Here is a 21,256-nt window from a genome sequence, read left to right as displayed (position 1 = left end):
GGGCGCGGATGGGTTGGGGTGCGTTGCGTGGATGGGGTCAGCGGGGGAGGGGGAGGTGTGCTGTGGCCTGGGGTTTTGGTGCGGCGAGCTGTGCGTCCTCGTCCACTGCGGCCTCGGGGTTGCGGCCCAGGAGGACGCCGATCAGGGAGATCGCTGAGGCGAGGGCGATGTAGAGGGCCAGCGGGACCCAGCTGTCGTAGGCGCTGAGCAGGGTGGTGAAGAGGAGTGGGGCGATGGCGCCGCCGATGATGCCGGCCAGGGTGTAGGCGAGTGAGGAGCCGGTGTAGCGCAGGCGGGGGGAGAACTGTTCGGCGATGAACGCGGCCTGCGGGCCGTACAGGCAGCAGTGGATCACCAGGGCTACGAGGACTCCGGCGGCGAGTGGCAGCCAGGAGCCGCCGGCGGCCATCGGGAAGAACACGAACGGCCACACCGCGGCGGCGATCGCCGAAATGCCGTACAGCAGGCGGCGGTTGACGCGGTCGGAGAGGGCGCCGGCCAGGGGCATCAGGAAGACCTGGACCGAGGAGCCGATGAGGACGGCGGCGAGGGCGGAGCCGCGTGACATGTCGAGTTCCTGGGTGGCGTACGTCAGGACGAAGACGGTGAACATCGCGTAGAGGACGTCCGGTCCGACCCGGCACAGGATCGCGGCGGTCAGGGCGCGGGGCTGGGTGGTGAAGACCTCGCGGATCGGGGTCTGGGGGCGGGACTGTTCGGCCTCCATCGCCTTGAAGACCGGGGTCTCCTCCAGTTTGGCGCGGATCCACAGGCCGAAGCCGACGAGCACCCCGGAGAACAGGAACGCCACCCGCCAGCCCCATGACTCGAACTGCGCCTCGGTGAGTAGCGCGCCGAGGGCGGCGAGCACACCGTTGGCGAGCAGGTTGCCGGCGGGCGGGCCGACCTGGGCGGCGGAGGCGTAGAAACCCCGGCGGCGGGAGTCGCCGAACTCGCTGGACAGCAGCACGGCGCCGCCCCATTCGCCGCCCACGCCGACGCCCTGGGCGAAGCGCAGCACGACGAGGGCGATGGGCGCGGCGACGCCGATCGTGCCGTACGCCGGCAGCAGGCCGATCAGGAAAGTGGCCACCCCGATCAGGACGAGGGTGGCGATCAGCACCTTCTTGCGGCCGATCACGTCTCCGAGGCGGCCGAAGACGAAGCCGCCGAGGGGGCGGGAGACGTAGCCGACCGCGTAGGTGGAGAACGCGAGGAGTGTGCCGGTGAGCGGGTCCTCGGAGGGGAAGAAGAGGTCGCCGAAGACGAGGGCCGCGGCGGCGGAGTAGACGGCGAAGTCGTACCACTCCAGGGCGGTGCCGGTGAGGCTGGCGATGAAGGCGCGGCGGACGCCGGAGGCTTTTGCCGTGGCGGCCGTGGCGGCCGTGGAGTCGCTGCCGACGGTGCCGTCGGTGGGGCTTCGCGGGGTGTCGCCAGGCGCGGCGTCGGTGTCGCTTCGCGGGGCTTCGGGCCCGTGCCGCGGGGCGCCGGCGTCGCTCTTCGGGGTGTCGTGCATGGTGCCCATCCTTGCTCGGGGACATCGACCTTCCGGCATACTTCTTGTATACAGGTCGTATGCGCAAGCCCTGCGCCGGAAGTTAACCGTGGAGAAATCAGGTTCTGCGGGCCCGCTCTCGGCTCTCCGGTCTCTGTTCTCCATGTTGTCCGTTCTCCGTTGTCTGTTCCCTGATCCCCGATCCCTGGGAGTGCCCTCATGTCCGTGCTGAACTTCGAACTGCCCGACGGATCGACGCGCGAGGTCGATGTCGTCCAGGTCCTCAACGCCGGGTACGCCGGGCGGAGCCAGGACGATGTCGCCGCGCACGTCGCGGAACTCGCCGAGTTGGGCGTGCCGGGTCCGTCGGTGACGCCGGCGCTGTACCCCGTCTCGCCGTACCTCGCCCAGCAGACGGAGCGGGTCGCGGTCCAGCACGGGCGCACGTCCGGTGAGGCGGAGTGGGCGCTGGTCGTCGCGGAGGGCGGGGAGCTGTTGCTGACGGCCGCGTGCGATCACACCGACCGTGACCTGGAGGTGCACGGGGTGGCGTGGAGCAAGAACGCCGGTCCCGATGTCCTCGCGCGCCGCGCCTGGCGCCTGACCGACGTGGAGTCCCGGCTCGACGAACTCACCCTGCGCGCCTGGGTCAGCCACGCCGGCACGGAGAGCGAGATCCAGACCGGCACGCTGGCCGAACTGCTCACTCCGGCCTACTGGGTTGACGTCCTGCGCTCGCGCGGCGAGCTGATCCCCGGGACCGTCCTGATCTCCGGGACCATCCCCATGGCTCCGGGCGTCGACCAGTTCGCCGATGGCTGGCGCGTCGAACTGGCCGACCCGGCGAGCGGCGACGCGATCGGTCTCGCCTACGACGTCCGGCCGATGCCGGAGCCGATCGGCTGACGGTCAGTATGCGGGGCCGTCGACCTGGGGAGGTGGTGGCGTTGGCCGGGAGAAGCGATGGCCCTGGCCAGGGAAGCGGTGGCGTTGATCAGGGGAAGTACAGGGCCGCCTTCTCCAGGACGTGGCCTGTGAACATCCCGCCGTACATGCTCCTGCCCCGGTACATGGTGACCCGGGTGACTCCCGCACCCGACGTCTCCACCGTGATGGGCCGTCCTATCAGGGACGTTCCGAGGACCCGGGCGTCCTGGGCGGCCCACTTCCGCGCGGCGGGCTGGGCGGTGGCGGTCGCGAGCGCGGGCAGAATCATCGCTGCGTTACGGGCGCCGGACAGCCCGCTCCGCAGGTTCTTCGCGTAGTCCAGGGCCCACCTGGTGTACTCGGTCAGCAGGGCCTGGTCGACCTCGGGGACGGCGGCGGCGAGTACGAACAGCTCCGCCTTGGTACCGAACCAGCGCGCCTTACGATCCGACCGGCTCCCTATCGTCACCGGCCGGTCCTGCCAGGTGGTCCCGGTCACCACCGTCCCGTCTGCGGCGAGCCGTTCCCGCAGCCCGGCCAGGTAGGAGTCGGCCGCGCCGGTCGCCGGGGTCGGGTCGCTTTGATGTTGAGTCATGTGGGGATCTTCCGGCACAGCATGGTCGGGACACACGCGATTCCGCATTTTCCGTCGACTGTTGCTGCGAGCATCACCGACTGTCAGGTCACTGCTCACCAGGGTTGGGGACGTGAGCCGATTCGGGGCGGGCCAGTGCTGCGGCTGCCGCGCGACCGGGGAAGGCGAGAGCGGTCGAGACGATGACACCGGCGCGCGCGGAGGGGTCGTCCAGCGAGGCTCGGCGATACATCGGGAGGGCGGCAGCGGGGTCTCCCGCCGCGAGGAACTCGTCGGCCGTCGTCGGGTTCGCCGAGACATGAGCAAAGCCAGGGGTACGGGGGTCGGGCCAGGAGCTGTCCGGGGGCACGAGAGCATGGGGCAGCGGGCGGAGGTTGCGCAGGCGCCACTCCGTGCGGTGCAGCCGGGCGGCGGTGCGCGCTCGGTAGAGAACGCGCTCAGGTACCTCTTCGTGGAGCCAGTCCGTCAGCGTCCGGGCCAGACCGTCGACGATGGCGCTTCCGTGCGGAGTCAGCCGGCCCGACCGGCCCAGCGTCCGTACGACCAGACGAGCTTGGAGTCTGCGCAGGGCGAAGTGGTACGCGGCGAACTCCCGCGCGGCGGTGTCGCTCCACGGATCGCGCATGCGAAGCCGCCAGAAACCGGCGACTCCGGTGAAGGCATAGGCACCGTGCAGGAGCCCGGTGAGATGGCGGGGATCACTGCGCCAAGGGGCGTAGTAGCACTCGGTCCGGTCGTCGTCGAGCAGGGCGAAATGGTGGAGGAGAGCGGCAAGCTTGCTGTGCTGGAATTCGTGGACCAGGGTCTCGGCGAGCCGGACGGCGTCGGGCGGCCGTGAGATGACCATGGAGGCGTAGGCGTCACCAGTGGAGGCGGACAGTTGTGGGAGGTGCGTGCCGCTGTCGCCCGTATCCGTGGGCTGCCACGGGACGATCGTGCGGATTCGGTTCGGGTCCACAGTTCCGGCGACGAGGATGTCGGAGTCGGCCCGTGCGTCCGCGGTGAGGATGGCATGTGCTTCGGCGTACAGGCTCTGCCAGCCTGCCGCTTCGCCGGCGGACAGGGGCTGGGGGGCCACCGGTTCGTCGAGGTCCCGGTACGGGTCGAGGTCGTCGAGGGTGACGGTGCCGGGGGTGAGGATCCGCAAGGGGAGCCAGTGAGCGGCAGGCGGCGACGTCAGGAACGTGCGGGGCGTGGTTCCCTGGTCCGTGGCCAGGGTGAACATGCCCTGGCTGATGACCAGTCGACCCACGCTGTGCTCGGGGTGCTGTCCGGGTGCCGTCACGAGCCCGACGCTCGGGAGCGACAGACTGCCTTCACGCAAAGGCACCGGCAGATCCGCGTCGAGTCCGCAGCGCAGCGCGGCAGTTGCGGCGAGAGCGAAGAGGCGACCGGTGTCCGTCCACATGTCCGCCCACGTGTGTTGCCGGTGCAGGCGGCGCAGGGTGTGAGCCAGCCAGGTGCCGGTCTGCGGACTGGTGAGAAGCTCGTCGGCGATTGCGGGTGCGGTTCGAGCACCCAGCTCAAGGAGGTTCCAGGCGTGGGTCCACGGGCCGATGGGGGCCGTGAGTTCGGGGCGGCCGGCGAGAGCGTCGAGGAGTTGTCTGAGCAGCAGGAGCCGACGGGTTCGCTCGCCTTTCTCAAGAAAGGTCAGAGCTGTGGGGGTGGCCCCGCCGGACGCGAGAGCGTGCAGGTCTTCGCTTGACAGAGCCAGACTGGGGTACGAAGCGTCGGCATTCATGTCTGCTCCGATGATGCGCTGTTATTCGGCGCGGCCCGGATTCGATCCGCCCAGAGCATTCGCACGCGGGCGTCGAAGTTCGTCAAGGAGCCGCTCGTCGGGCCTCGGGAGTGCGGCGCTGAGCAGATTGTGCAGCGACACGGACGTCATGTCGGGCAGGTCCGATGCCCAGCGGCCCGCAGGTTCCGATGGCAGATGGGGCACTTCGGTAACTCACCTCGACTCTGGTCCTGAACCGCGGTCGAGACGCAGGGCATACGCTCGCGGTAAACGCCATCGGCCCCGCCATGGTGGCCAGGTCACGCGTGAGGCTAACAGAAAACAACGCCATGTCACGCAACGTCAGAGAAGTCTCAACCGGAGCCGTCGATGATCCTCATCGCCGTGCGCAGTGCGTCGAGGCCGCCGTCAACTCTGCTGAGATGGATCACGATGCCGACAAGATCAGAGCGAGACGTCCGCGAGCGCGGAACGTGCTCTCGGAGCTGACGCGGCAGGGCATCCACCAGGTTCTGGCGGATGTCCGGATCCGAGGCCCAAGGGCGTCCGCACAGTGCGTTGACGAGGGCGCTGATGGCGTGGTCCGTGCCGGGGGCAGGGCTCGGCCGTCCGGGACTCGCGAGTGAGCCGAACTCGACGTCCCGTCCAGGCTCTCGCAGACGCGTCCAGTGGGGCGCGTGCCCGTCCTCCGCTGCGCGCGCTTCGCGTTCGACAGCGTCTATGAAGGTGGTGTCGAGGGGCGTGATCGCGTCGTCCCGAAGGCTGAGGTGCCTCAGCACGAGGCTGGAGAAGCGGCCGGTGCGGTCCGCGGGCAGATTGGGGGCGCGTTGTCCTCGGCGGGCCGCGTGGAAGTGGATCTGGCGCGACCGGTCCGCCGGCTCGGCGTGCGGCAAGGTCTCGGTCGGCGGGGCGACGGTGAGCCGCATCTCCTGTTGAAATGTCGCGCAGGCGTCGACGATCCAGACCTGTTCCGGGTGGTGGGGAACCGTGGTGCTGTTGTAGTAGGCGAGGACATCGTCCAGATCGATGTTGACGGCGTCGCGTTCGGAGGCGTCGGCTGTGAGCAGACACAGGTGGCCCCGACTGTCGAGGTAGCCGTGGCCGCCCCAGAACACCCAGAGCACCCGCGAAGAGGTAGTGGGGAGGTCCTGGACGAGCGTGCGGCGCAGCGCCCAGCGATCGCATGAGCGGTAGGGCAGGTCCGGCGCGTAGCCCGGAACCGGGGCGAGATGGAGCCGGATGTTGCGATCGGGAACGCCACGGTCCAGCAGCCAGTCACGGAAGCGCAAGGCATCGTCGGCGGGTCCCGGAAGGGCCCAGCGTGGCCCGAAGGCGTAGGTCTCGATCCCCACGACCAGGGCGTGGACGTCGTCGGGGGACGCGGCCGGGTTGGTCATCATGCTCCTCGTACGCGGGTCAGCTGGGCGATCTCATGGCAGGCGTCCGCCTACCGCCTGGTACAGCGCGGGGTTGGTCCAGTAGGCGCTGTGCGCGTGGGGAAACGGCTGTCCGCTGGAGAGCGGGAGGTCGGTGGCGTGAGCGGGGAAGAGAGGCTGAGCGGCGAAGGCGAGCAGGTCGCGTGGGTCGTAGATGTTGAGCCACGTGGGGAACGAGGGCGGCAGCGGCTGCGGGTACCGGAGCGAGGGGAGGGCACCGGTCTCGTAGAGGAAAGGGGCCTGCGAACCGGCGGTCACCAGGAGGGTGACGTGGGGGAGGGAGCGCGTGACGAGGGTGTCGACGGCGATGATGCCGCCGAGGCTGTGGCACAGCAGGACGACGGGTGAGGGCTGCGCGCCGACCAGGTCGGCGAGATGGGCGCGATGGGCGTCGCCTCGGGCGAGGTAACGAAGGACGTCACCGGCCGCCGGGTGGGTCGCGCGGGTGATGGCTGATCGGCGGCGGACGGCCGCTCGGGATGCGAGTGGGGTCACCGCTCGGAGGAGGAGCCGGGCCGGCCCCCGCTCGGAGCCTGGGGGACGGCCGCCGAGGCGGGTGGTCAGGACGGCGATGGCGGCGTCCCGGTTCTCAGCGGTCGGACTCAGTGGATCCCCGGTGTCGGATGCGTCGGCCAGGAGGTGTGCGACCAGTGCGCGCGCAGTGAGTTCCGCCAGGGTGCCGGCTTCGGCTGCCTCCGCTGCTTCAGCGAGTTCGGGGGCGTCGAGGAGCGCGCGCACGGCCTGTTCGCCGTGCGGCGTGGCGGTGAGCCGGAGCATCGACTCCAGTTCGCCGGAGTCGGCGAGCAGATCGGTGAGCCTACGGCGGATCGCCGCATCCGCCGGACTCCGATGGGGTGGTACGGGGCCGGACGGGGCGGCTCCCGCGCCGATCAGGCGGAGTTCGGCGAATGGGTCGGTGTAAAGGAGTTCCCATTCGGCGGCGTCGGCCTCGGCAGCGGTGTTCGCCGGGGCGTCGCCCCCGCGGTGGCGGCCGTCGTCGGTCGGGATGCTGGCGCCGTTCGCCGCCAGGGTGGCGCCGTGTGCGGAGCCCCAGTCGCAGGCGACCAGCCGGGCGTGAGGTGCGGCCCGGTGCAGCCCGTCGTCGACACGGGAGATCAGCGCCGTCAGAGCGGGTTCGCGTACGCCGGTCCCATGGACGAAGACGACGGTGGTCAAGAGGTCCCTCCTTCGCCTGCTGCGGTGGCCGGTCGCCCGTCAGAGCGGCATGGGTGAGGTGTCGCATTCGATGCGCCGCTCGTCCCGGGCCGAGAGCAGCCAGTCGTGGCCGGAGCCCACCACATGGGCGAGGCCGTCGACGGCGATGCGCGTGTGGTCGTGGGCGGGCTCGGTCCGACCGAGGGCGGCCAGATCGGTGGCGAGATTGGCGTGGAGCGCCAGGGTCACCGGGTGGTCGGTGCCGCAGACCGTGGTGAGCTGCGGCAGCAACGCTTCCTGGACGGAGACCGCGTGTGCGTGTTCGCCGCCCAGGTGCAGGTCGGCCGCGTGTCCCATCGTCACGATCAGAGTGTTGAGATGGCCGGGGCCGACGGAGGAGTTGAGCCGGGCCAGCGCGATCTCGTCGAGGGCACGTGCGTGGTCGGTCTCACCGAGTGCGCGATGGGTGGCCGCGAGGTTGGCCAGGGTGATCAGCGTGTACATGTGGTCGGGGCCGAGGGCTTCCTGATAGCGGTCGACGGTGTCCTGGCCGATCTCGCGCGACCGGTGGAGTTCGCCACCGATGCGACGGTCCACCATGACGTTGACGGCTGCGGCGAGGGTGTCACTGTGATTCCGTCCGCACTTCTCTACGAAGAGCTGGAACACGTGCTCGCTCAGCTCCCAGCCGGCGTCCAGCGCCCCGTCCCTGCGGCGGCAGACCGCGAGGTCGCGTGCCGCCCGGATCGTTGCCGGATTCTCGGACCCGAACGCGGCCCGGTAGGCGGCATGGACGTCCTCCTGGAGCTGGCGAGCGCGTGGGTAGTCGCCGCACTCGCGGATGTCTATCGACAGTCCGTTTCTGGTGTTGAGGGTGAAACCGTCCGCGTGTCCGTAGACCAGTTCCCATTGGCGCGCGGTCTCCTCGTCGAGCGCGCGGGCGGTCTGGAACTCGCCGCACATCCGCAATGAGACGCCGTAACTGTGTGCCGCTTTGAGAGTGTCCGGGTCGTCGGGGCCGAACAGGTTGCGTGCGCGCTCGAAGGCTTCCTGGTCGAGGGAGCGAGCGGCGATGAAGTTGCCGCGGTAGCGGTGGGCGAAGGCCATCTGCCACATCGAGTCGATGAGCTCCTCCTCCGGCACGCTCGCGCTGCGCGATACGGCGAGCGCCCGCTCGTTGAGGGAGAACGCGTCCCGGTCGACGCCGATGATGCGCTGGCAGAACGCGTACAGCTTGGCCATCTGGATGACGAGTGTGTCCGGTTCACCTGTGTCCTCGTTCCAGTGCCCCCACGCCTGCCCGGCGAGGTCGACGGCCTGTTCGTGGTCACCCCAGTAGTAGAGGTAGTACACGAGGTTCGCGACGAGGTCGCGAACCCAGCCGTCGTGGCTCGCGGCCGCCTGCGACGACACGGCGTGGGGAAGAAGTGCCTGGTAGCCGTCCCAGTGGCCGGGTGACGAGGGGCTGCCCGCCGGCTTCGCGGCCGCGAGCAGGGAGTGCGCGGTGTGGAGCAGCCCCTCGCGCTCGCCGGGCTCGGTGGTCGTACGCAGGACGCTCTGCATGAGGCGGTGCATCTGGATGCTGTCGCGACGGTGGTCGACGCGTATGAGAGAGAACTTCGACAGCTCACGGATGGCGCGCGACAGCCGAATCGGGTCGCGCAGGATCGGGTCGAGTTCACGGCTGACGCTGATGCGCCCGCCGCTGCGGAAGATGCTCAACGGGACGGGCTCGGCGGCCAGGCAGCCGCATACTCCGAGGAGTTGGTACACGCCGGGGGATTCGGTCTGCAGGTAGGCGAGCGTGATACGCCAGGCGGCGGCGACCGAGGACGGGTAGTCGTGGACGAGCCCGCTCGCGTCGAGTTCGGTCCGGTGGCGCTCCAGGAGTGCGAGGTAGTGATCGACGGGGGTGTGCGAGGCAGCGTGCCAGGCGGCGGCCAGTTCGATGGCGAGTGGAAGATCGCCGAGAGCGGCCGCGAGCCGGTCCGCCTCGTCCACGCTCAGTGTGGGCGAGCGACGCATCAACAGGTCACGACTCTCCTCCCGGCGGAACACGTCGACCGTCAGAGAAGTCGCCACGCCCACCCAGGCCCGGTTGCGTGAGGTGACGATGACCTTCCCGTTGCCACTCGTGGGAATGAACGGGCGTACGCCGTCCACGTCTTCGGCGTTGTCGAAGATCAGCAGCCACCGTCCGTACCGGTCGCCGTCCCGGAGGGCCTCCAGGACCCGTGGTACGGCGGTGCCCGGCTGCGGTCCGACCGTGAGCCCCAACGCGCGAGCGAGACCCGCGAACGACGACAGCACCATCGACTGCTGCTCGGCGGGTATCCACCACACCACGTCGAATTCCTGCTGATGCCGGTAGACGTACTCAATGGCGATCTGCGACTTGCCGACACCGCCTGTGCCGTGCAGGGCGTGCGGCAGGACCGCCGCGAGCTCGCCGTGCTCCAACTGTTCGGCGACGGTCGCGAGCATGTCGTCGCGACCGATGAAGTGGGCATTGCGCGGTGGCATGGGGCCCTTGATGCCCGGTGGACCGTGGCGGCCGCCGGCGGGGCGGGGCAGTTCAGGAGCCATGGCGCTGCCACCTTTCGAGTCCGGCTGCCAGGGTGTCGAGGCAGGTGGGACAGGATGTTCCAGAGCCTCGCGGAGCCTGCGCGCGCGCCGGGCATGCGCCCCCGACAGGGCCTCCAGCACAGCGAGTTCGAGCCGCAACCAGGCCCGGTCGGTGCTGTTCGGATCCGGTAGGGGTGCCAGATCAGGGTCCGTCAGAGCGGCGCGCAACCGGATCGCCCGTGGGTCCGGTCGGCCGGGCGGGAGTTCGGCGAGACAGGAGACGATCGCGGCGAGTTCGGAGCGTGTCCCGCCGGCGAGCAGCGCCTCACGCACCCCGTCGGCGAAGTCGACGGTGACACCGTCCCGTCCGGGCCACTCCAGCAGCCCGCCCATCAGGATCTCCGCGAGGTGCTCCGGACCGGAAGCGGGCAGCATCAGACGTTGGACGGCCTGAATCGTGTCCAGCGCCAGTGGTACGGCTGCCAGTTGCGAAGCGAGTCGGCGAGCCGTGGGGGTGGCGAGTGAGGTGAAGGTGCGCACAGCCGCCTCGGCGCTGCCCGCGCAGTACCGCAGTCCCGGAGCGGGGGGCTCCTTCGCGAGCGTTCCCGCCAGGACCACCTGACATCGCTGCTCCGAGCCTGCGCCGCCGACCACCAGATCGGCCCAGCCCGTGAGGGACGCCGCCTTCAACGACAGCACCGGAACAACCACTTGGTCGTTTTCTTCACCCTGCGGCTGCGACCGCAGAGGGTCGTCCAGCTCCTCGTCCGCGACCTGCGTCAACGTCGTGTTCGCCCGCCCGAAACCGGTCGCCGCGACTGTCGCGGGGAACGGACGCAGCGCGGAGCGGTGGCGCAGGTGCGTCGGCAGCAGATGGACGATGGCACAGGGGCCGCTACCGGCCAGGCGGTGCAGCAGCCTGTCCGCGGACGCGGACGCCCACCCCTCGCCCAGTCCATCCGTGACCAGCAGGAACGCCCGTTCTCCTCGTGGGTCCAGCAGTTCGGCCGGCGATGCCCGGCGACCGCCCGGCCGTAGCAGCGAGGCCGCACCGTCCGAGGGCAGCGACAACGACACGGTGCGCACGTCCCGGAACGCACCGGACAGCGCGGCCTGCTCGTACAGCGCACGCGATTCCCGCTCCCACACCCGCATGGTGTCTCCGGCGTCCACCAGGACCACAAGATCCAGTGCTCGTTCCAGCACCGGACGCACCACGGGCAGCCAGGAAGCGCCGTCGAGCAAGCGATCCGCCGTCAGCTCTTCGTCCAGTTCCCACCGATGGGCCGAGGAACGGCGGCGGGCGAGTCGGCGCAGCGCGCGGGCGAGTGGCAGTGTCCCCGACGTGCCCTGTGCCCTGCGAGGTGACTGCGGGAGACGTGGTGGCGGCAGCGGAAGCTCTATGTCGCCGCCCGGATCGGGGCGGACTTGGGGCGGCACGTCAGAAGATCCGGCGCCGGCTGCCCGGTCGGCTGTGTCGGCACCCGGGTCCGCGCGCCCCGGCACGGCCTCCGTGGGCCGGGGGTTTTTCGAGAACGCGGCGGGAGGGTCGCCCCTGACGGGCTCGGCGGGTGAAACGGACGCGGGCAACGGGCGGTCTGCCGCGATCCAGAGTGCGCCCAGCCAGGCGGCATCGGCGAGTTCGGTCCACAGCACATCGGGCCCGGCATCACGCTCGGTGGGCACGGCGCCGCCGGTGTTCGCCTTCGCGTCGGACGAGGCCGGACGTGTTCCGGACGAGGCGTCCGGTGCGCCGGATGCCGCCTGCGGTCGGGTGGCGCCGGTCCCGTCAGGGGGTTCCACTAGTGCCCCTTGGACAGATCACGCAGCAGTGTCTCGATCAGCGTCTTGCCGCGTGACCCTGGAGGGAACCCCTTCTGCGTGATCAACTGCGCGGCGTTGAGGAGCTGATCGACGGAGTGTGTGCCGCCGTTGCCGAGCCGCAGTGCGAAGTCCTCCACGAGTTCCTCCAGCCCGTCCGGCCGGTGCCGCAGATGTCCCTCCACGATCGCCAGCAGCAGCTCCCGGCTCGGCGGCCGCATCTCCAGAGGGAGACAGCGCCGGCGGAAGGCGGCCGGAAACTCTCGCTCCCCGTTGCTGGTCATGACCACGATCGGGAACTCCGCGCATTCCACCCGCCCGCGCTGCACCACGGTTCGCCCCTGCGGATCGTCCGTGTGCACTTCGACGTGGTTCTCACCCGTCCGCACCAGCTCAGGAATGTCGAACGCGCCGTTTTCCAGGACGTGCAGCAGGTCGTTGGGCAGGTCGATGTCACCCTTGTCGAGCTCGTCGACAAGGAGGATGCGCGGTAGTCGGTACGGCAACAGCGCGGTGCCGAGCGGACCGAGGGTCAGGAACTCTCCGACCGACGGCCGTGGCGGCGTGACGTCCTCCGCCTGTCCGGTCGCCGTCGCCGTGGCGGCGGCGCTCGTGCGGGCCGCGAGCTCCGCCACCGTCTGGGCGCGCCCGATCGCGTCGTAGTCGTACAGTCCGCTTCGCAGCGTCGAACGGCTCACGATGGACCACTGAAGTACCCGCCCCAGCCCGAGTTCCCGGGCGATGAGATACGCCAGGGTCGACTTGCCGATGCCCGGTGGTCCCGTCACCAGCAGGGGACGCCGCAGCAGGATCGCGGCGTTCACCACGTCGATCTCGGCCTCGCCGAGCTGGGCGAGCTGGTTGCTCGCGCCGAGCCGTCGAGCGGATCCGGCATCCCACTGATCGGGCTGCGGAAGCGGCGGACCGCCTCGGAACTGGCGCCAAGGCGGCGCCTTCGGTAACGGTGCGGGCTCACGGTCGGGAGTCTGTCCGGTGGCGTGGAACACCCGCCATCCGTCACCGGGGCGGGCCGGGCCGGTGGTCATGGGGCGTCTCCTCGGCGGTCGACGAATGGGGCGTTCGGGAAGGACCTGGTGTTTCGGGCGGACTCTCGAAAGGGACAGGAACTTGTGAAGTGCCCGGTCCGGGTGGGCGGGTCAGCCCAGGTGGGCCGTTCGGCGCGGATTGTCCCGGCTGGCAGTCGACGATTCTGTCCGGGTCGTCCCACAGGCAGGCGACGTGCCGGCCGAGGAACACGTCTCCGTCCACGTCCGCCTCGGCGCGTGCCCGCATCTCCTGCACCCGCCGTGGCACGCCGTGGGCGGTCCGCGTGCCGTCCAGCAACTCCGCGATCGTCTCCCGGCTACGGGGTTCCAGCTTGCCGCGACGGTCCCACAGAGCCAGTCCGAATCCCTCGGCGATCGCCCGCTTCAGTACCGTCAGTGCTTGGCTTCCCTGCCTCGGCGCGTCCAGCGCCAGTGCCGTGTACGGTGCGGAACCTTGCTGCCGGTGGGTCAGTGACCGCGACCAGCGATCCAAGGGGACTTTGTCGCCGTGGGCCCAGTGGTGCAGCCGAGTGCCGTGCTGATGCAGTTCCTGCCACCGCTGTCGCCACCGGTTCGCGATGAACGGATCGTGGGGCACTCGCCGCAACCGGTCGAGACTTCGCAGGTGCACGCAGTACCGCGGTCCGATTGCCGCGGCTCCCGGTTCGTCCGCCCCGATCTCCAGCCGTGCGACGTCATGGTTGAGCAGCAGATAGGGCAGGATGAACTCGACGAACGGCGGCAACTGGTCCACGGGGTCCGCTCGCGAGGCCGCCCACAGCCGCTCTCCCTCCGCGAGTGCTCGTTCCACGGCTGCCCCGAGTCCGTCCATGTGTGTCTCGGTCGCCTCCCCCGCGCGAGGAGCCCAGTGGCCCGCCAAATCGTTGATCCAGTACCGGACCGTCACGTCGTCGCTACCGTCTCCCGCCGGCTCGACCATGATCAGCAGGGCTCGGGGAACGCGAGGGTCGGCCTGCCATTGATCCCGTGCCTGTCGTCGCCGCATCAGGGCCGGCAGACAGTCATGGTCGCGGGCCCATCGCTCCGCCCACTCATGACACCGGTGTGCCCCCGTCTTGTCGGCGGTCTGGACCCCTATCCATTCGAGGGCGACGACCGACGGCGGTATGCGATCGGAGGGAGCGTTGAAGTCCACGAGGGCATCGAAGAGTTCGAGCAGTGTCGATGGTTCACCGGGAACAGGGAAACCGAGCTCGAAGCCGATGCTGTCCCGCAGCGTGTGCATCTGCTGCGGTCCGGTCGGCTCGACCATCAGTAACTGCTGGACGCGGCGGTGTTCGTCGGCAGTGAACGGGCTGGGTAGTTGAGGGAACGCTGGTCCCGTCGCGGGAGGGGAGGCCGCCGGCGCGTTGCGTTCCGTGACGCCGGGGAGCTTTGGTCTGTCGGCGTGACCCGGCCCGCCGCGGGGGAGCCGGACAGGTCGTGTTCCATGGTCGGAGGCGTCACGGGGCAACGGGGATGCGGGCAAGGGGGGACGATGATTGGCCCTGTCGTCCGGCCGCGTCGCCAGAAACGGACTCAGTCGCAGCCAGAGCGACTCCCGTCGCGGTTCGTCGTACCAGCCGACCACGGTGCACAACGTGGACACCCGCCCGGTGGGATCCAGGCTGACATGACGGGCCACCTCCACCCTGAACGCGGGCAGGGTTCCCTCCCACAACTCGGGGGAGAGGCCCAGGTGTTCGCCTACTGTCCGTCGACTGGTGCTCTCGTCGAGGAAACGGCAGTGAAGCAACTCCTCGACGATGGCGCCGACGAACTCCTCACGCTCTGTGCCCTCAAGCCCCCGCGCGTCAGCCATCGGATCTCCCCCCGGACACAACAATCCGATCAGAGCGGCATTTCAAAATTAGCATGTGTTCTGACGCTGAGTAAGATTTGCATCCTGAGACGAGTTGATGCCCGTCCCACCAGGCGATGCCCGTCCTTCGGGCCGGGGCTTTGACTTCGTCGCGGTGGCCTTGACGTCGTCCTGCGCTGCGGTCCTGTGGGTCTCACCCGGAACAGCCGGGCTGCGTCTCGGCGACCGGTCCCGTCTCGATCAACTCGGCTGCGTCTGGAGGGACTTGCCCAAGCCCGCGCGTTGTGACCGAGAGGTCCTGGATGAGCTCGGTGACGAGGGCGAACTGGGCGGGAGCCGGTGCGCGATCGAGAATTCAGTACGACTGGGCTGGACCGCCGGGTAGTTGAGCGGTCCATTGCCTGGTCGGCAGGATGCCGCAGACTGCCCGCCGGTAGGAGCCCTGCACGATGATGAATCACATGAAGAGAACCACCGAGCCTGAGGCCGCCGTTGCCTGCTTGTGGCAGGAGCACCTGCGCGCACCGTACCCCGCCGCGCTCCGCGGTGCCGAACTGGCAGGCACCGACATGGTCCTGCTCGACGCTCACATCGCCGGGTGCGTGTCGACCTGGTTGGACAACGGTGGATCTCTCGACGCGAAGCGCCTAGGAATCCTCCGCGGCTGCATCGCGGATCTGGATCAAATCCTGCCGCTGCTCAACGAATCAGAGGATCGCCGCTACTACCAGCGCCTGCATCGGCTCGCTCTCGTCGTATCAACCGCCGACTCGGAATCCACCGAATGAAATGTCTCCTTCTCCGGGATCTGGTTTAGGGAGATATTTCGCCTCGTCGCCTGAGCGGCCACCACGAAGGGTGCCCGACGGGAGCTTTCCCACGTCAGGCACCCTTGCTGCGGTCCTAGAAGAAGCCCAGCTTCTTCGGCGAGTACGACACGAGGAGATTCTTGGTCTGCTGGTGGTACACGAGTCCAAAGGCTTCTGAGCTGCAGAAATGCGTGAATTTTCCTGACGGGAGGTGGAGTTGGTCCGCTCCTGGTCCGGATCTTGGTGGGTGGAGGACTTCCAGCACAGACAGAGGATCTGAGCCTCGGCGCGTCGGATGTCCCCGGCATTGGGACGATCCCTGTGGGTGCGTAGAGCAGGGCGGGGCGACCGTGTTCGGTGGGCCGGGCTGGGGACCGACCCCGCGGATGCGGGGAGCAGATCCGCTTGGTCATCCTGATGCGCACCCTCGTCGGCGCCCCCGGGAACTCCGTGATGGCCGCCGACCGGGACGGTGCCGAACTGGCCGTCCGTCATCTGCTCTACCTCGGGCACCGGAACAACGCCTTCATCGGCGGCACGCCGGCGTCGACTCCGGACGCGACCGCTACGCGGGGTTCGCCGCAGCCCTGGCCACCGCCGGGGTTCGAACTCGATTCCGCCCTCTGTGCGCGAGGTCCGTTCACCGTGCTGTTCGGCGCAGAGCGGCCATGCGGCTGATGGGCGTGGACAACAGACCCACGCGCTGTAGAGCGCAAGCCATGAAGCGACGTTCGTGGTGCTCGGTGCCCTGGTGCAGCTCGGGGTGCAGGTGCCGGAGTAGCTCTCCCTCGTGTGCCACGAGGAGGTGCCCTGGTTCCCGTACTGGCACCCGCCGATCACTGTCGTCGACAACGGTGCGCGCGACCTCGGGGCGCTAGCGGCTGAGCAGCTGCTGCGCCGCACCGACAGCCGTCCCGACCACGGCGATCCCGGTGAGGAGGGTGCCGGTCGGCTCATCCGTGTCGGCTCCCGGTTGGTGGTGCGCGACTCGACCACGTTTCCGTGTCGGTCGAGGTGACGGTGATGGTCGGCCGTTCGGGCGGCCGACCTGCTGGCTCCTTCGGTGATTCCGCCAACTCGGGGGTGGCGCGCCATGCTCAGACCTTCGGGTCCTGGATCCGGTAGCGAAGAGCCAGGCCTCTCGGGCTTCGGGGAATGGCGAGCGTGAGGTCGCAGCCATCCTTGTGGCGCGCGGCATACACCGATGAGGGAGTCAGGAGTGGGCTTTCGGGAGGCAGTCGCCGGAGGTGAAGAGTTGGGGTTGTGCGCTGTTGCCCTGGTAGGCGGCGATGGTCCAGTGGGTGTAGTTCCAGTGCTTGTTGGCGTTGTACTCGGCCAGCAGCCTCGGACAGGCGGTCTTGGTGACGACGTCCTCGAAGTGGGATTGCTGGGCCCGCCCGGCAAGGGCATCTGAGCCGTCCTGGGCCCACACGTACATCATTCTCTCGACGGGGTCGAAGCCGAGGGTGATGGCGTTGTCGTGATCGAAGGGTTCCAGGCCGTGGCCCTCGGCGACGCGCGTGTTCCAGGCGGCTGTGATCGCTTTCACCGTGCCGTTGGCGATGCTGATCTCGTCTTTGTCGCTGCTGGGGACCTCGGCGGTGACGATGCCTTCGTCCGTGCCCTGGGGCTGTCCGGCCTCTTCGGTGTAGCAGCCGTCGGTGGCATTGCCGAAGCCGAGGATGGTGGCCTCGTCCTGGCCGTCGTAGTCCTTCCAATAGACGGAGAAGCGGCCGTACGGCCAGGCGGTCGGTGCGTCCTTGAGACGGTGGGCCAGGGTGATACAGGAGGCCATTTGGCCCGCCCGGCGGAAGACTTCCTTGTAGTCGTCGGTCAGCGTCGAGATCGGGCCGCCGGTCACGATGACGGTCTGGGCCTGCCGGTTGAACGTCACCGTGGGTGTCATGAAGGCCATGCCCTTCGTGGCGAGCATGGCCGTCACCTGGTCACGGATGGCGGTCGCGGTCTCCTGTTCCGCCGTGTCGGCGGCGTTCTGGCTCCCGCTCCACTCACCGGGGACGGGCTGGGTCTCGTCGTTGGCGCGAGTAAAGGCGGGAGCCGCCACGCCTGCCAGTGGATCGGCGGGAACCGGGATCGTGCGCGGGTCGGCTGCTGCCTGACCGGTAACTCCCGCTCCGGCAGGGGACGTTCCGTCGGTCGCGGCACCGGAGGCTTTGCTGCCTACGGCGTCCTTCGCGTCCGTCGTGACACTGCTCCCGGCAGAAGCGGAGGTCTGAGAGTCGTCGTGGCGGAAGGCGAGCGCGCCGCCCACGCTCGCGCCGCCCACGATTGCCGTTACCAGGACGGCGACCATGGTCCGCCGTCGGAAGGAACTCTGCGGTCCGGAAACGGAGTCGGGCCAGGACGGGTCGTCCACAGTGGGCACGGACCACTGCGCCGTCACCAAATCCCCGATCTGCGTCGGGTCGTTGCCCGCCTCCACCGCTCGGTGGCCATCGAGTACCTGCGTGCACTCGTCGGACAGGAGCTGCACGCAACGGTCCACCGCCTCGGCTGCGGCCGGTCGTTCGGCGGGTTCCTTGGCCAAGGCCCGTTCTAGGAGTTCCTTCAGCGCCTCGGGGATGCCGTCCAGGTCCGGTGGGCCGGACATGACGCGGTAGGCCACTGCTTCGGGCGCACCGGTGCCGAAGGGCAGGCGGCCGGTGGCCGCGTACGCCACGAGCCCGCCCCAGGCGAACAGGTCACCCTCCGCCGCGGTGACACCGCTGCGGTAGTGCTCAGGGCTGATCCAGCCCGGAGTGCCGGTCAGTACGCCGGTGCGGGTGACGCTGGTGCCGTCGGCGGCATGCGCGATGCCGAAGTCCAGTACGCGAGGGCCGTCCGGTGTCAGCAGCACGTTCTGCGGTTTGACATCCCGGTGCACGACACCGGCCGCGTGGATCGCGGCGATGGCCTGCGCGGTGCCGGCGGCGAACGCGTACAGCAGGCCGTCGGCCAGTGGTCCATGGGTGGCCAGGTACTGCGCCAGGGTGGGGCCCGGGGCATAGGCGGTGGCCAGCCAGGGTGCGCCGGCATTGGGGTCCGCCGCGAGGAGCGGCAGCAGGAACGGTCCCTGCACCCGTGCGGAGAGGCGTACCTCACGGCGGAAGCGGGCCCGGAACTCCGGATCGCTGGCCTGCACGGGATGGATCACCTTCACGGCGACCCGTTCCCCGCCGTCACCAACTGCGGCGTACACGGTTCCCATCCCGCCCGCACCGAGTCGGCCCACCACACAATAGGGGCCGACACGGGAGGGATCACCGGGGAGGGAGGGCTGGATCCGCCCACCGGGACCAGCAGCGCTCACAGATTGTCCGATCGGTCAGTGTGGGGAAGGCGTGTGAGGCTGGATGCTATCTGCCGGGCGCATCAGCAAGTAGAGGCCTGCTTGTGGTGGCTACGGATGGATCGTGCCCGAGGAGAACCAGTTGCGCGGTGACTTCTGCGTCCTCGGGTAGATCTTCGAGGAAGACCACGGCCGGGCCATGTTGGGCTCGTGAGCAGCTGACGTAGAAGGGGTTGCGGGAGCGTAGTCACCGTCCCGTGCGGGTTCAGTGGCTAGTAGGGCTTGGTCAGCTGCGGCCCATGATGGCGTGTCTCCTTGATCGGTCGTGTCGTTGATCGGGTGTGCTGGGTGGGGAGTTGGCTGCGGTCCGGTGTGACCTGGAGGACTTTGCGGCGGAGATGTTCGAGCCGTTCGCGCGGGCAGATCAGCGACGGTGGGGCGAGGAGTATCTGCGGCGCCTGCTGCTGGACGGCGGGCGCAAGTCGGTGGAGCCGATGGCCGCACCGCCTGGGCGAAGACGGGAACCGGCAGGCCTTGGCCCACTTCGTCACGTCCAGCCCGTGGGATGCGGCACATGTTCGGGCCAGTTTGGCCTGGCGTATGCAGCCGGTCGTCAAGCCCACCGCGCTGATCATCGATGACACCGGGTTCCTCAAGGACGGTGACGCGTCCGCGTGCGTGACCCGGCAGTACACCGGCACCGCGGGCAAGGTTGCCAACTACCAGGCCGGGGTCTCGCTGCACCTGGCTTCCAACGGTGCCGCGTCTGTTCCTGCCCGAGAGCTGGGATCCCGACTCTCCGAAGGCCGATCCGGTCAAAGTGGTCCGCCGTGACAGGTGCGCCATCCCTGCCCTGGTGGGCCATGCCGAGAAGTGGCAGCTGGCCCTCGACATGATCGACGAGACGCGCTCCTGGGGCATCGAGGTGCCCCAGGTCATCGCCGACGGCGGCTACGGGAACACCGCTGCCTCCGGCTCGGCCTGGAAGAACGCGGTCTCGACTACGTGGTGGGCATCTCGACCACGACCACCGCGCAACCCGAGGACGCACAGCCGTGCACCCCGCCCTACCCCGGCCGGGGCCGACGGCCGGTTCCGGCCTACCCCGATCCGGCACAGAGGGTGAAGAGCCTGGTCATCGCGGCCGACAAATCTTCCGCATGGCCGGTGCAGTGGAGGGAGGGATCGCGGCCGGGCAGCGGCCTCAGCGGGCACAAGCGCATGTACTCGCACTTCGTGGCCCTGCGGATCCGGCCCGCCGGACGCGAGATCCGCAAAGCCACCCCCGGCGCCGAACTGCCGGTGCGCTCGCTGCTGGCCGAATGGCCCGCCACCGAGGCCGAGCCCGTGCAGTTCTAACTCTCCAACCTGCCCGAGAACACCCCGTTGCCCGTCCTCGTGCGCACCGCGAAGCTTCGCTGGCGCATCGAGAACGACTACCGCGAGATGAAACAGACCCTGGGCCTGGCCCACTTCGAAGGCCGAACCCGGCCAGGCTGGCACCACCACGTCACCCTTGTCTCGGTCGCCCACGCCTTCTGCACACTGCAGCGCGACTGAGCCGATCCCCAAAAGAGACGGCCCGGTCTGAGCCTCTACCAAGTCGTTCGCAAGCTGCAGTTACTCCTCGTGATCTGGACCGGCGCCTGCCCCACCTGTCACCGCGACATGCCAGACCTCACACCAACATGACCAAGCCCTACTAGTGGAGCGACTGGACACGGAGGCGCTCGCGGTCCTCGCCCCTGTCGAGCAGGCGGCAATTCATTCCTTGCTGCTCCGCGTGCTTGCCGAGCTCAATCCGGATGCCGTGCCGCCGTTGGATCTGCGTGGTGCGGACTCCGGAGTGGCGTGATCTGGGTGGGTCCAGCGCCGCCGACAGCGTCACGGCGGTGGCCGGGCGCTCCGCCCGTCGCGCGGTCCGGGGAATCGACACGAGTGGGGCGACCGTTTCCAGCAGGTCCCACAAACCGCTGGTGAGCGGGGCATACGCAGCCAGGCTCAGGGTCAGGGCCAAGGAAAGGAGCCCAGCGCGGCGGCGCCGGCCCGCCATTCGGGACCCGGCCGGCGCGTGGGAAGGGGCAGTGCAGCGGCGAGGGGTCCGGAAACCAGGGGCAGCCAGTTCGACCAGCGGTCCTGCGGGTCGTAATGGGGCGCCAGGTCGAACAGTCACGTCAGGGCCAGGCCGGCGCAGCGGGGGACCGTGATGGCGTGCCGGACGGCCGGGGAGAGCGGAGTGTCAGGTTCCACGCCGCAAAGGCGTACGTAGGTACGGCCGGGCAGCGGGGTGGCCTGCAGGCCGATGTCGGCCGCCTCGGACCGGCCTGGCGGCCGAGAGCGGGCGCGTATGTCCGGCGGGATCGTCGACGGCATGCAGATTCTCACCGCTCTCGAATGAGCCCTGGCGGCGCTCGCCGGGCTGTGCCTCGTCCTGTGCGCCGTCATCACCGTCGATTCCGCCCGATGAAGGCGTTCCATACGACCACCGCCGCCGTCCTGGTGTGTGCCGGTCGGAAGAAATCCTGCGGCCCACCTGGGCCCTGGACGGTGTCGAC

At 69.3% G+C, this 21,256-nt stretch carries 16 protein-coding genes and 2 pseudogenes; 7 read left to right on the top strand and 11 right to left on the bottom strand.

Annotated features, from left to right (window positions below; translation table 11 throughout):
• Nucleotides 1-37 precede the first annotated feature (37 nt).
• Nucleotides 38-1,516 carry an MFS transporter gene (locus ACIBK4_RS25430; protein ID WP_398997815.1) on the bottom strand — a complete coding sequence of 493 codons (1,479 nt, stop codon included), beginning with the start codon at nucleotides 1,514-1,516 and terminating at the stop codon, nucleotides 38-40.
• A 198-nt stretch (nucleotides 1,517-1,714) separates the two neighbouring features.
• On the opposite strand from ACIBK4_RS25430, the gene ACIBK4_RS25425 reads away from it, so the two are divergent.
• A complete protein-coding gene (locus ACIBK4_RS25425) occupies nucleotides 1,715-2,401 on the top strand; it encodes a DUF2848 domain-containing protein (protein ID WP_398997813.1) in 687 nt (228 codons plus the stop codon).
• Nucleotides 2,402-2,489: 88 nt separating this feature from the next.
• Here the strand turns inward: ACIBK4_RS25425 and ACIBK4_RS25420 are convergent, their stop codons facing one another.
• From ACIBK4_RS25420 to ACIBK4_RS25390, 7 genes are all read right to left on the bottom strand, one after another.
• Nucleotides 2,490-3,017, bottom strand: coding sequence for a hypothetical protein (locus ACIBK4_RS25420; RefSeq protein WP_398997811.1), 528 nt, complete (start codon nucleotides 3,015-3,017; stop codon nucleotides 2,490-2,492).
• Between the two features lie 88 nt (nucleotides 3,018-3,105).
• On the bottom strand, nucleotides 3,106-4,758 hold the full coding sequence (locus ACIBK4_RS25415) for an HEXXH motif domain-containing protein (protein ID WP_398997809.1): 1,653 nt from the start codon (nucleotides 4,756-4,758) through the stop codon (nucleotides 3,106-3,108).
• A 353-nt stretch (nucleotides 4,759-5,111) separates the two neighbouring features.
• Nucleotides 5,112-6,158 (bottom strand): caspase family protein, encoded by a 1,047-nt coding sequence (locus ACIBK4_RS25410; RefSeq protein WP_398997807.1) that lies wholly within the window; start codon nucleotides 6,156-6,158, stop codon nucleotides 5,112-5,114.
• A 30-nt stretch (nucleotides 6,159-6,188) separates the two neighbouring features.
• Nucleotides 6,189-7,370 (bottom strand): hypothetical protein, encoded by a 1,182-nt coding sequence (locus tag ACIBK4_RS25405; protein WP_398997805.1) that lies wholly within the window; start codon nucleotides 7,368-7,370, stop codon nucleotides 6,189-6,191.
• Between the two features lie 39 nt (nucleotides 7,371-7,409).
• A complete protein-coding gene (gene fxsT / locus ACIBK4_RS25400; protein ID WP_398997804.1) occupies nucleotides 7,410-11,717 on the bottom strand; it encodes an FxSxx-COOH system tetratricopeptide repeat protein in 4,308 nt (1,435 codons plus the stop codon).
• Nucleotides 11,717-12,781: an AAA family ATPase gene (locus tag ACIBK4_RS25395; protein ID WP_398997802.1), complete on the bottom strand. Its 1,065-nt coding sequence runs from the start codon at nucleotides 12,779-12,781 to the stop codon at nucleotides 11,717-11,719. Before ACIBK4_RS25395 ends, fxsT begins: the two co-directional genes overlap by 1 nt.
• On the bottom strand, nucleotides 12,753-14,603 hold the full coding sequence (locus tag ACIBK4_RS25390) for a hypothetical protein (RefSeq protein WP_398997800.1): 1,851 nt from the start codon (nucleotides 14,601-14,603) through the stop codon (nucleotides 12,753-12,755). Before ACIBK4_RS25390 ends, ACIBK4_RS25395 begins: the two co-directional genes overlap by 29 nt.
• Before the next feature lie 461 nt (nucleotides 14,604-15,064).
• Between ACIBK4_RS25390 and ACIBK4_RS25385 the strand changes: the two genes are divergently transcribed.
• The 3 genes from ACIBK4_RS25385 to ACIBK4_RS25375 all read left to right on the top strand — a co-directional run bounded on the left by ACIBK4_RS25385 (nucleotide 15,065) and on the right by ACIBK4_RS25375 (nucleotide 16,430).
• A complete protein-coding gene (locus ACIBK4_RS25385) occupies nucleotides 15,065-15,391 on the top strand; it encodes a hypothetical protein (protein WP_398997798.1) in 327 nt (108 codons plus the stop codon).
• Between the two features lie 426 nt (nucleotides 15,392-15,817).
• Entirely contained in the window at nucleotides 15,818-16,090 is a 273-nt protein-coding gene (locus tag ACIBK4_RS25380; RefSeq protein WP_398997796.1) for a hypothetical protein, read from the top strand.
• 112 nt (nucleotides 16,091-16,202) lie between these two features.
• Complete coding sequence (locus ACIBK4_RS25375; protein WP_398997794.1) at nucleotides 16,203-16,430, top strand: LacI family transcriptional regulator; 228 nt, start codon at nucleotides 16,203-16,205, stop codon at nucleotides 16,428-16,430.
• Nucleotides 16,431-16,625: 195 nt separating this feature from the next.
• On the opposite strand, the gene ACIBK4_RS25370 is transcribed toward ACIBK4_RS25375, so the two are convergent.
• On the bottom strand, nucleotides 16,626-18,644 hold the full coding sequence (locus ACIBK4_RS25370; RefSeq protein WP_398998275.1) for a serine/threonine-protein kinase: 2,019 nt from the start codon (nucleotides 18,642-18,644) through the stop codon (nucleotides 16,626-16,628).
• Nucleotides 18,645-19,099: 455 nt separating this feature from the next.
• Here ACIBK4_RS25370 and ACIBK4_RS25365 point away from each other — a divergent pair.
• From ACIBK4_RS25365 to ACIBK4_RS25355, 3 genes and pseudogenes are all read left to right on the top strand, one after another.
• Nucleotides 19,100-19,162, top strand: a pseudogene (locus tag ACIBK4_RS25365) (hypothetical protein); the annotation flags it as partial.
• Nucleotides 19,134-20,060: pseudogene (locus ACIBK4_RS25360) on the top strand (transposase); the annotation flags it as partial. The pseudogenes ACIBK4_RS25365 and ACIBK4_RS25360, both read left to right, overlap by 29 nt.
• A gap of 27 nt (nucleotides 20,061-20,087) precedes the next feature.
• Complete coding sequence (locus ACIBK4_RS25355) at nucleotides 20,088-20,261, top strand: transposase (protein WP_398997792.1); 174 nt, start codon at nucleotides 20,088-20,090, stop codon at nucleotides 20,259-20,261.
• Between the two features lie 142 nt (nucleotides 20,262-20,403).
• Here the strand turns inward: ACIBK4_RS25355 and ACIBK4_RS25350 are convergent, their stop codons facing one another.
• Both ACIBK4_RS25350 and ACIBK4_RS25345 read right to left on the bottom strand, forming a co-directional pair.
• Nucleotides 20,404-20,718, bottom strand: a complete 315-nt coding sequence (locus tag ACIBK4_RS25350; protein WP_398997790.1) for a hypothetical protein — start codon at nucleotides 20,716-20,718, stop codon at nucleotides 20,404-20,406.
• Nucleotides 20,719-20,870: 152 nt separating this feature from the next.
• Nucleotides 20,871-21,074, bottom strand: a complete 204-nt coding sequence (locus ACIBK4_RS25345) for a hypothetical protein (protein WP_398997788.1) — start codon at nucleotides 21,072-21,074, stop codon at nucleotides 20,871-20,873.
• Nucleotides 21,075-21,256: the final 182 nt, after the last annotated feature.

The sequence above is a fragment of the Streptomyces sp. NPDC050528 genome (assembly GCF_044457795.1).
Taxonomy (GTDB): Bacteria; Actinomycetota; Actinomycetes; order Streptomycetales; family Streptomycetaceae; genus Streptomyces.
Note: the sequence above shows the minus strand (reverse complement) of the source record. Positions and strands in the feature narration are given on the sequence as shown.

What these genes read in the sequence shown, in the direction of transcription:
- ACIBK4_RS25430 (WP_398997815.1), bottom strand. Translation starts at nt 1,516, where the DNA reads ATGCACGACACCCCGAAGAGCGACGCCGGCGCCCCGCGGCACGGGCCC.
- ACIBK4_RS25425 (WP_398997813.1), top strand. Translation starts at nt 1,715, where the DNA reads ATGTCCGTGCTGAACTTCGAACTGCCCGACGGATCGACGCGCGAGGTC.
- ACIBK4_RS25420 (WP_398997811.1), bottom strand. Translation starts at nt 3,017, where the DNA reads ATGACTCAACATCAAAGCGACCCGACCCCGGCGACCGGCGCGGCCGAC.
- ACIBK4_RS25415 (WP_398997809.1), bottom strand. Translation starts at nt 4,758, where the DNA reads ATGAATGCCGACGCTTCGTACCCCAGTCTGGCTCTGTCAAGCGAAGAC.
- ACIBK4_RS25410 (WP_398997807.1), bottom strand. Translation starts at nt 6,158, where the DNA reads ATGATGACCAACCCGGCCGCGTCCCCCGACGACGTCCACGCCCTGGTC.
- ACIBK4_RS25395 (WP_398997802.1), bottom strand. Translation starts at nt 12,781, where the DNA reads ATGACCACCGGCCCGGCCCGCCCCGGTGACGGATGGCGGGTGTTCCAC.
- ACIBK4_RS25390 (WP_398997800.1), bottom strand. Translation starts at nt 14,603, where the DNA reads ATGGCTGACGCGCGGGGGCTTGAGGGCACAGAGCGTGAGGAGTTCGTC.
- ACIBK4_RS25385 (WP_398997798.1), top strand. Translation starts at nt 15,065, where the DNA reads ATGAAGAGAACCACCGAGCCTGAGGCCGCCGTTGCCTGCTTGTGGCAG.
- ACIBK4_RS25345 (WP_398997788.1), bottom strand. Translation starts at nt 21,074, where the DNA reads ATGCCGTCGACGATCCCGCCGGACATACGCGCCCGCTCTCGGCCGCCA.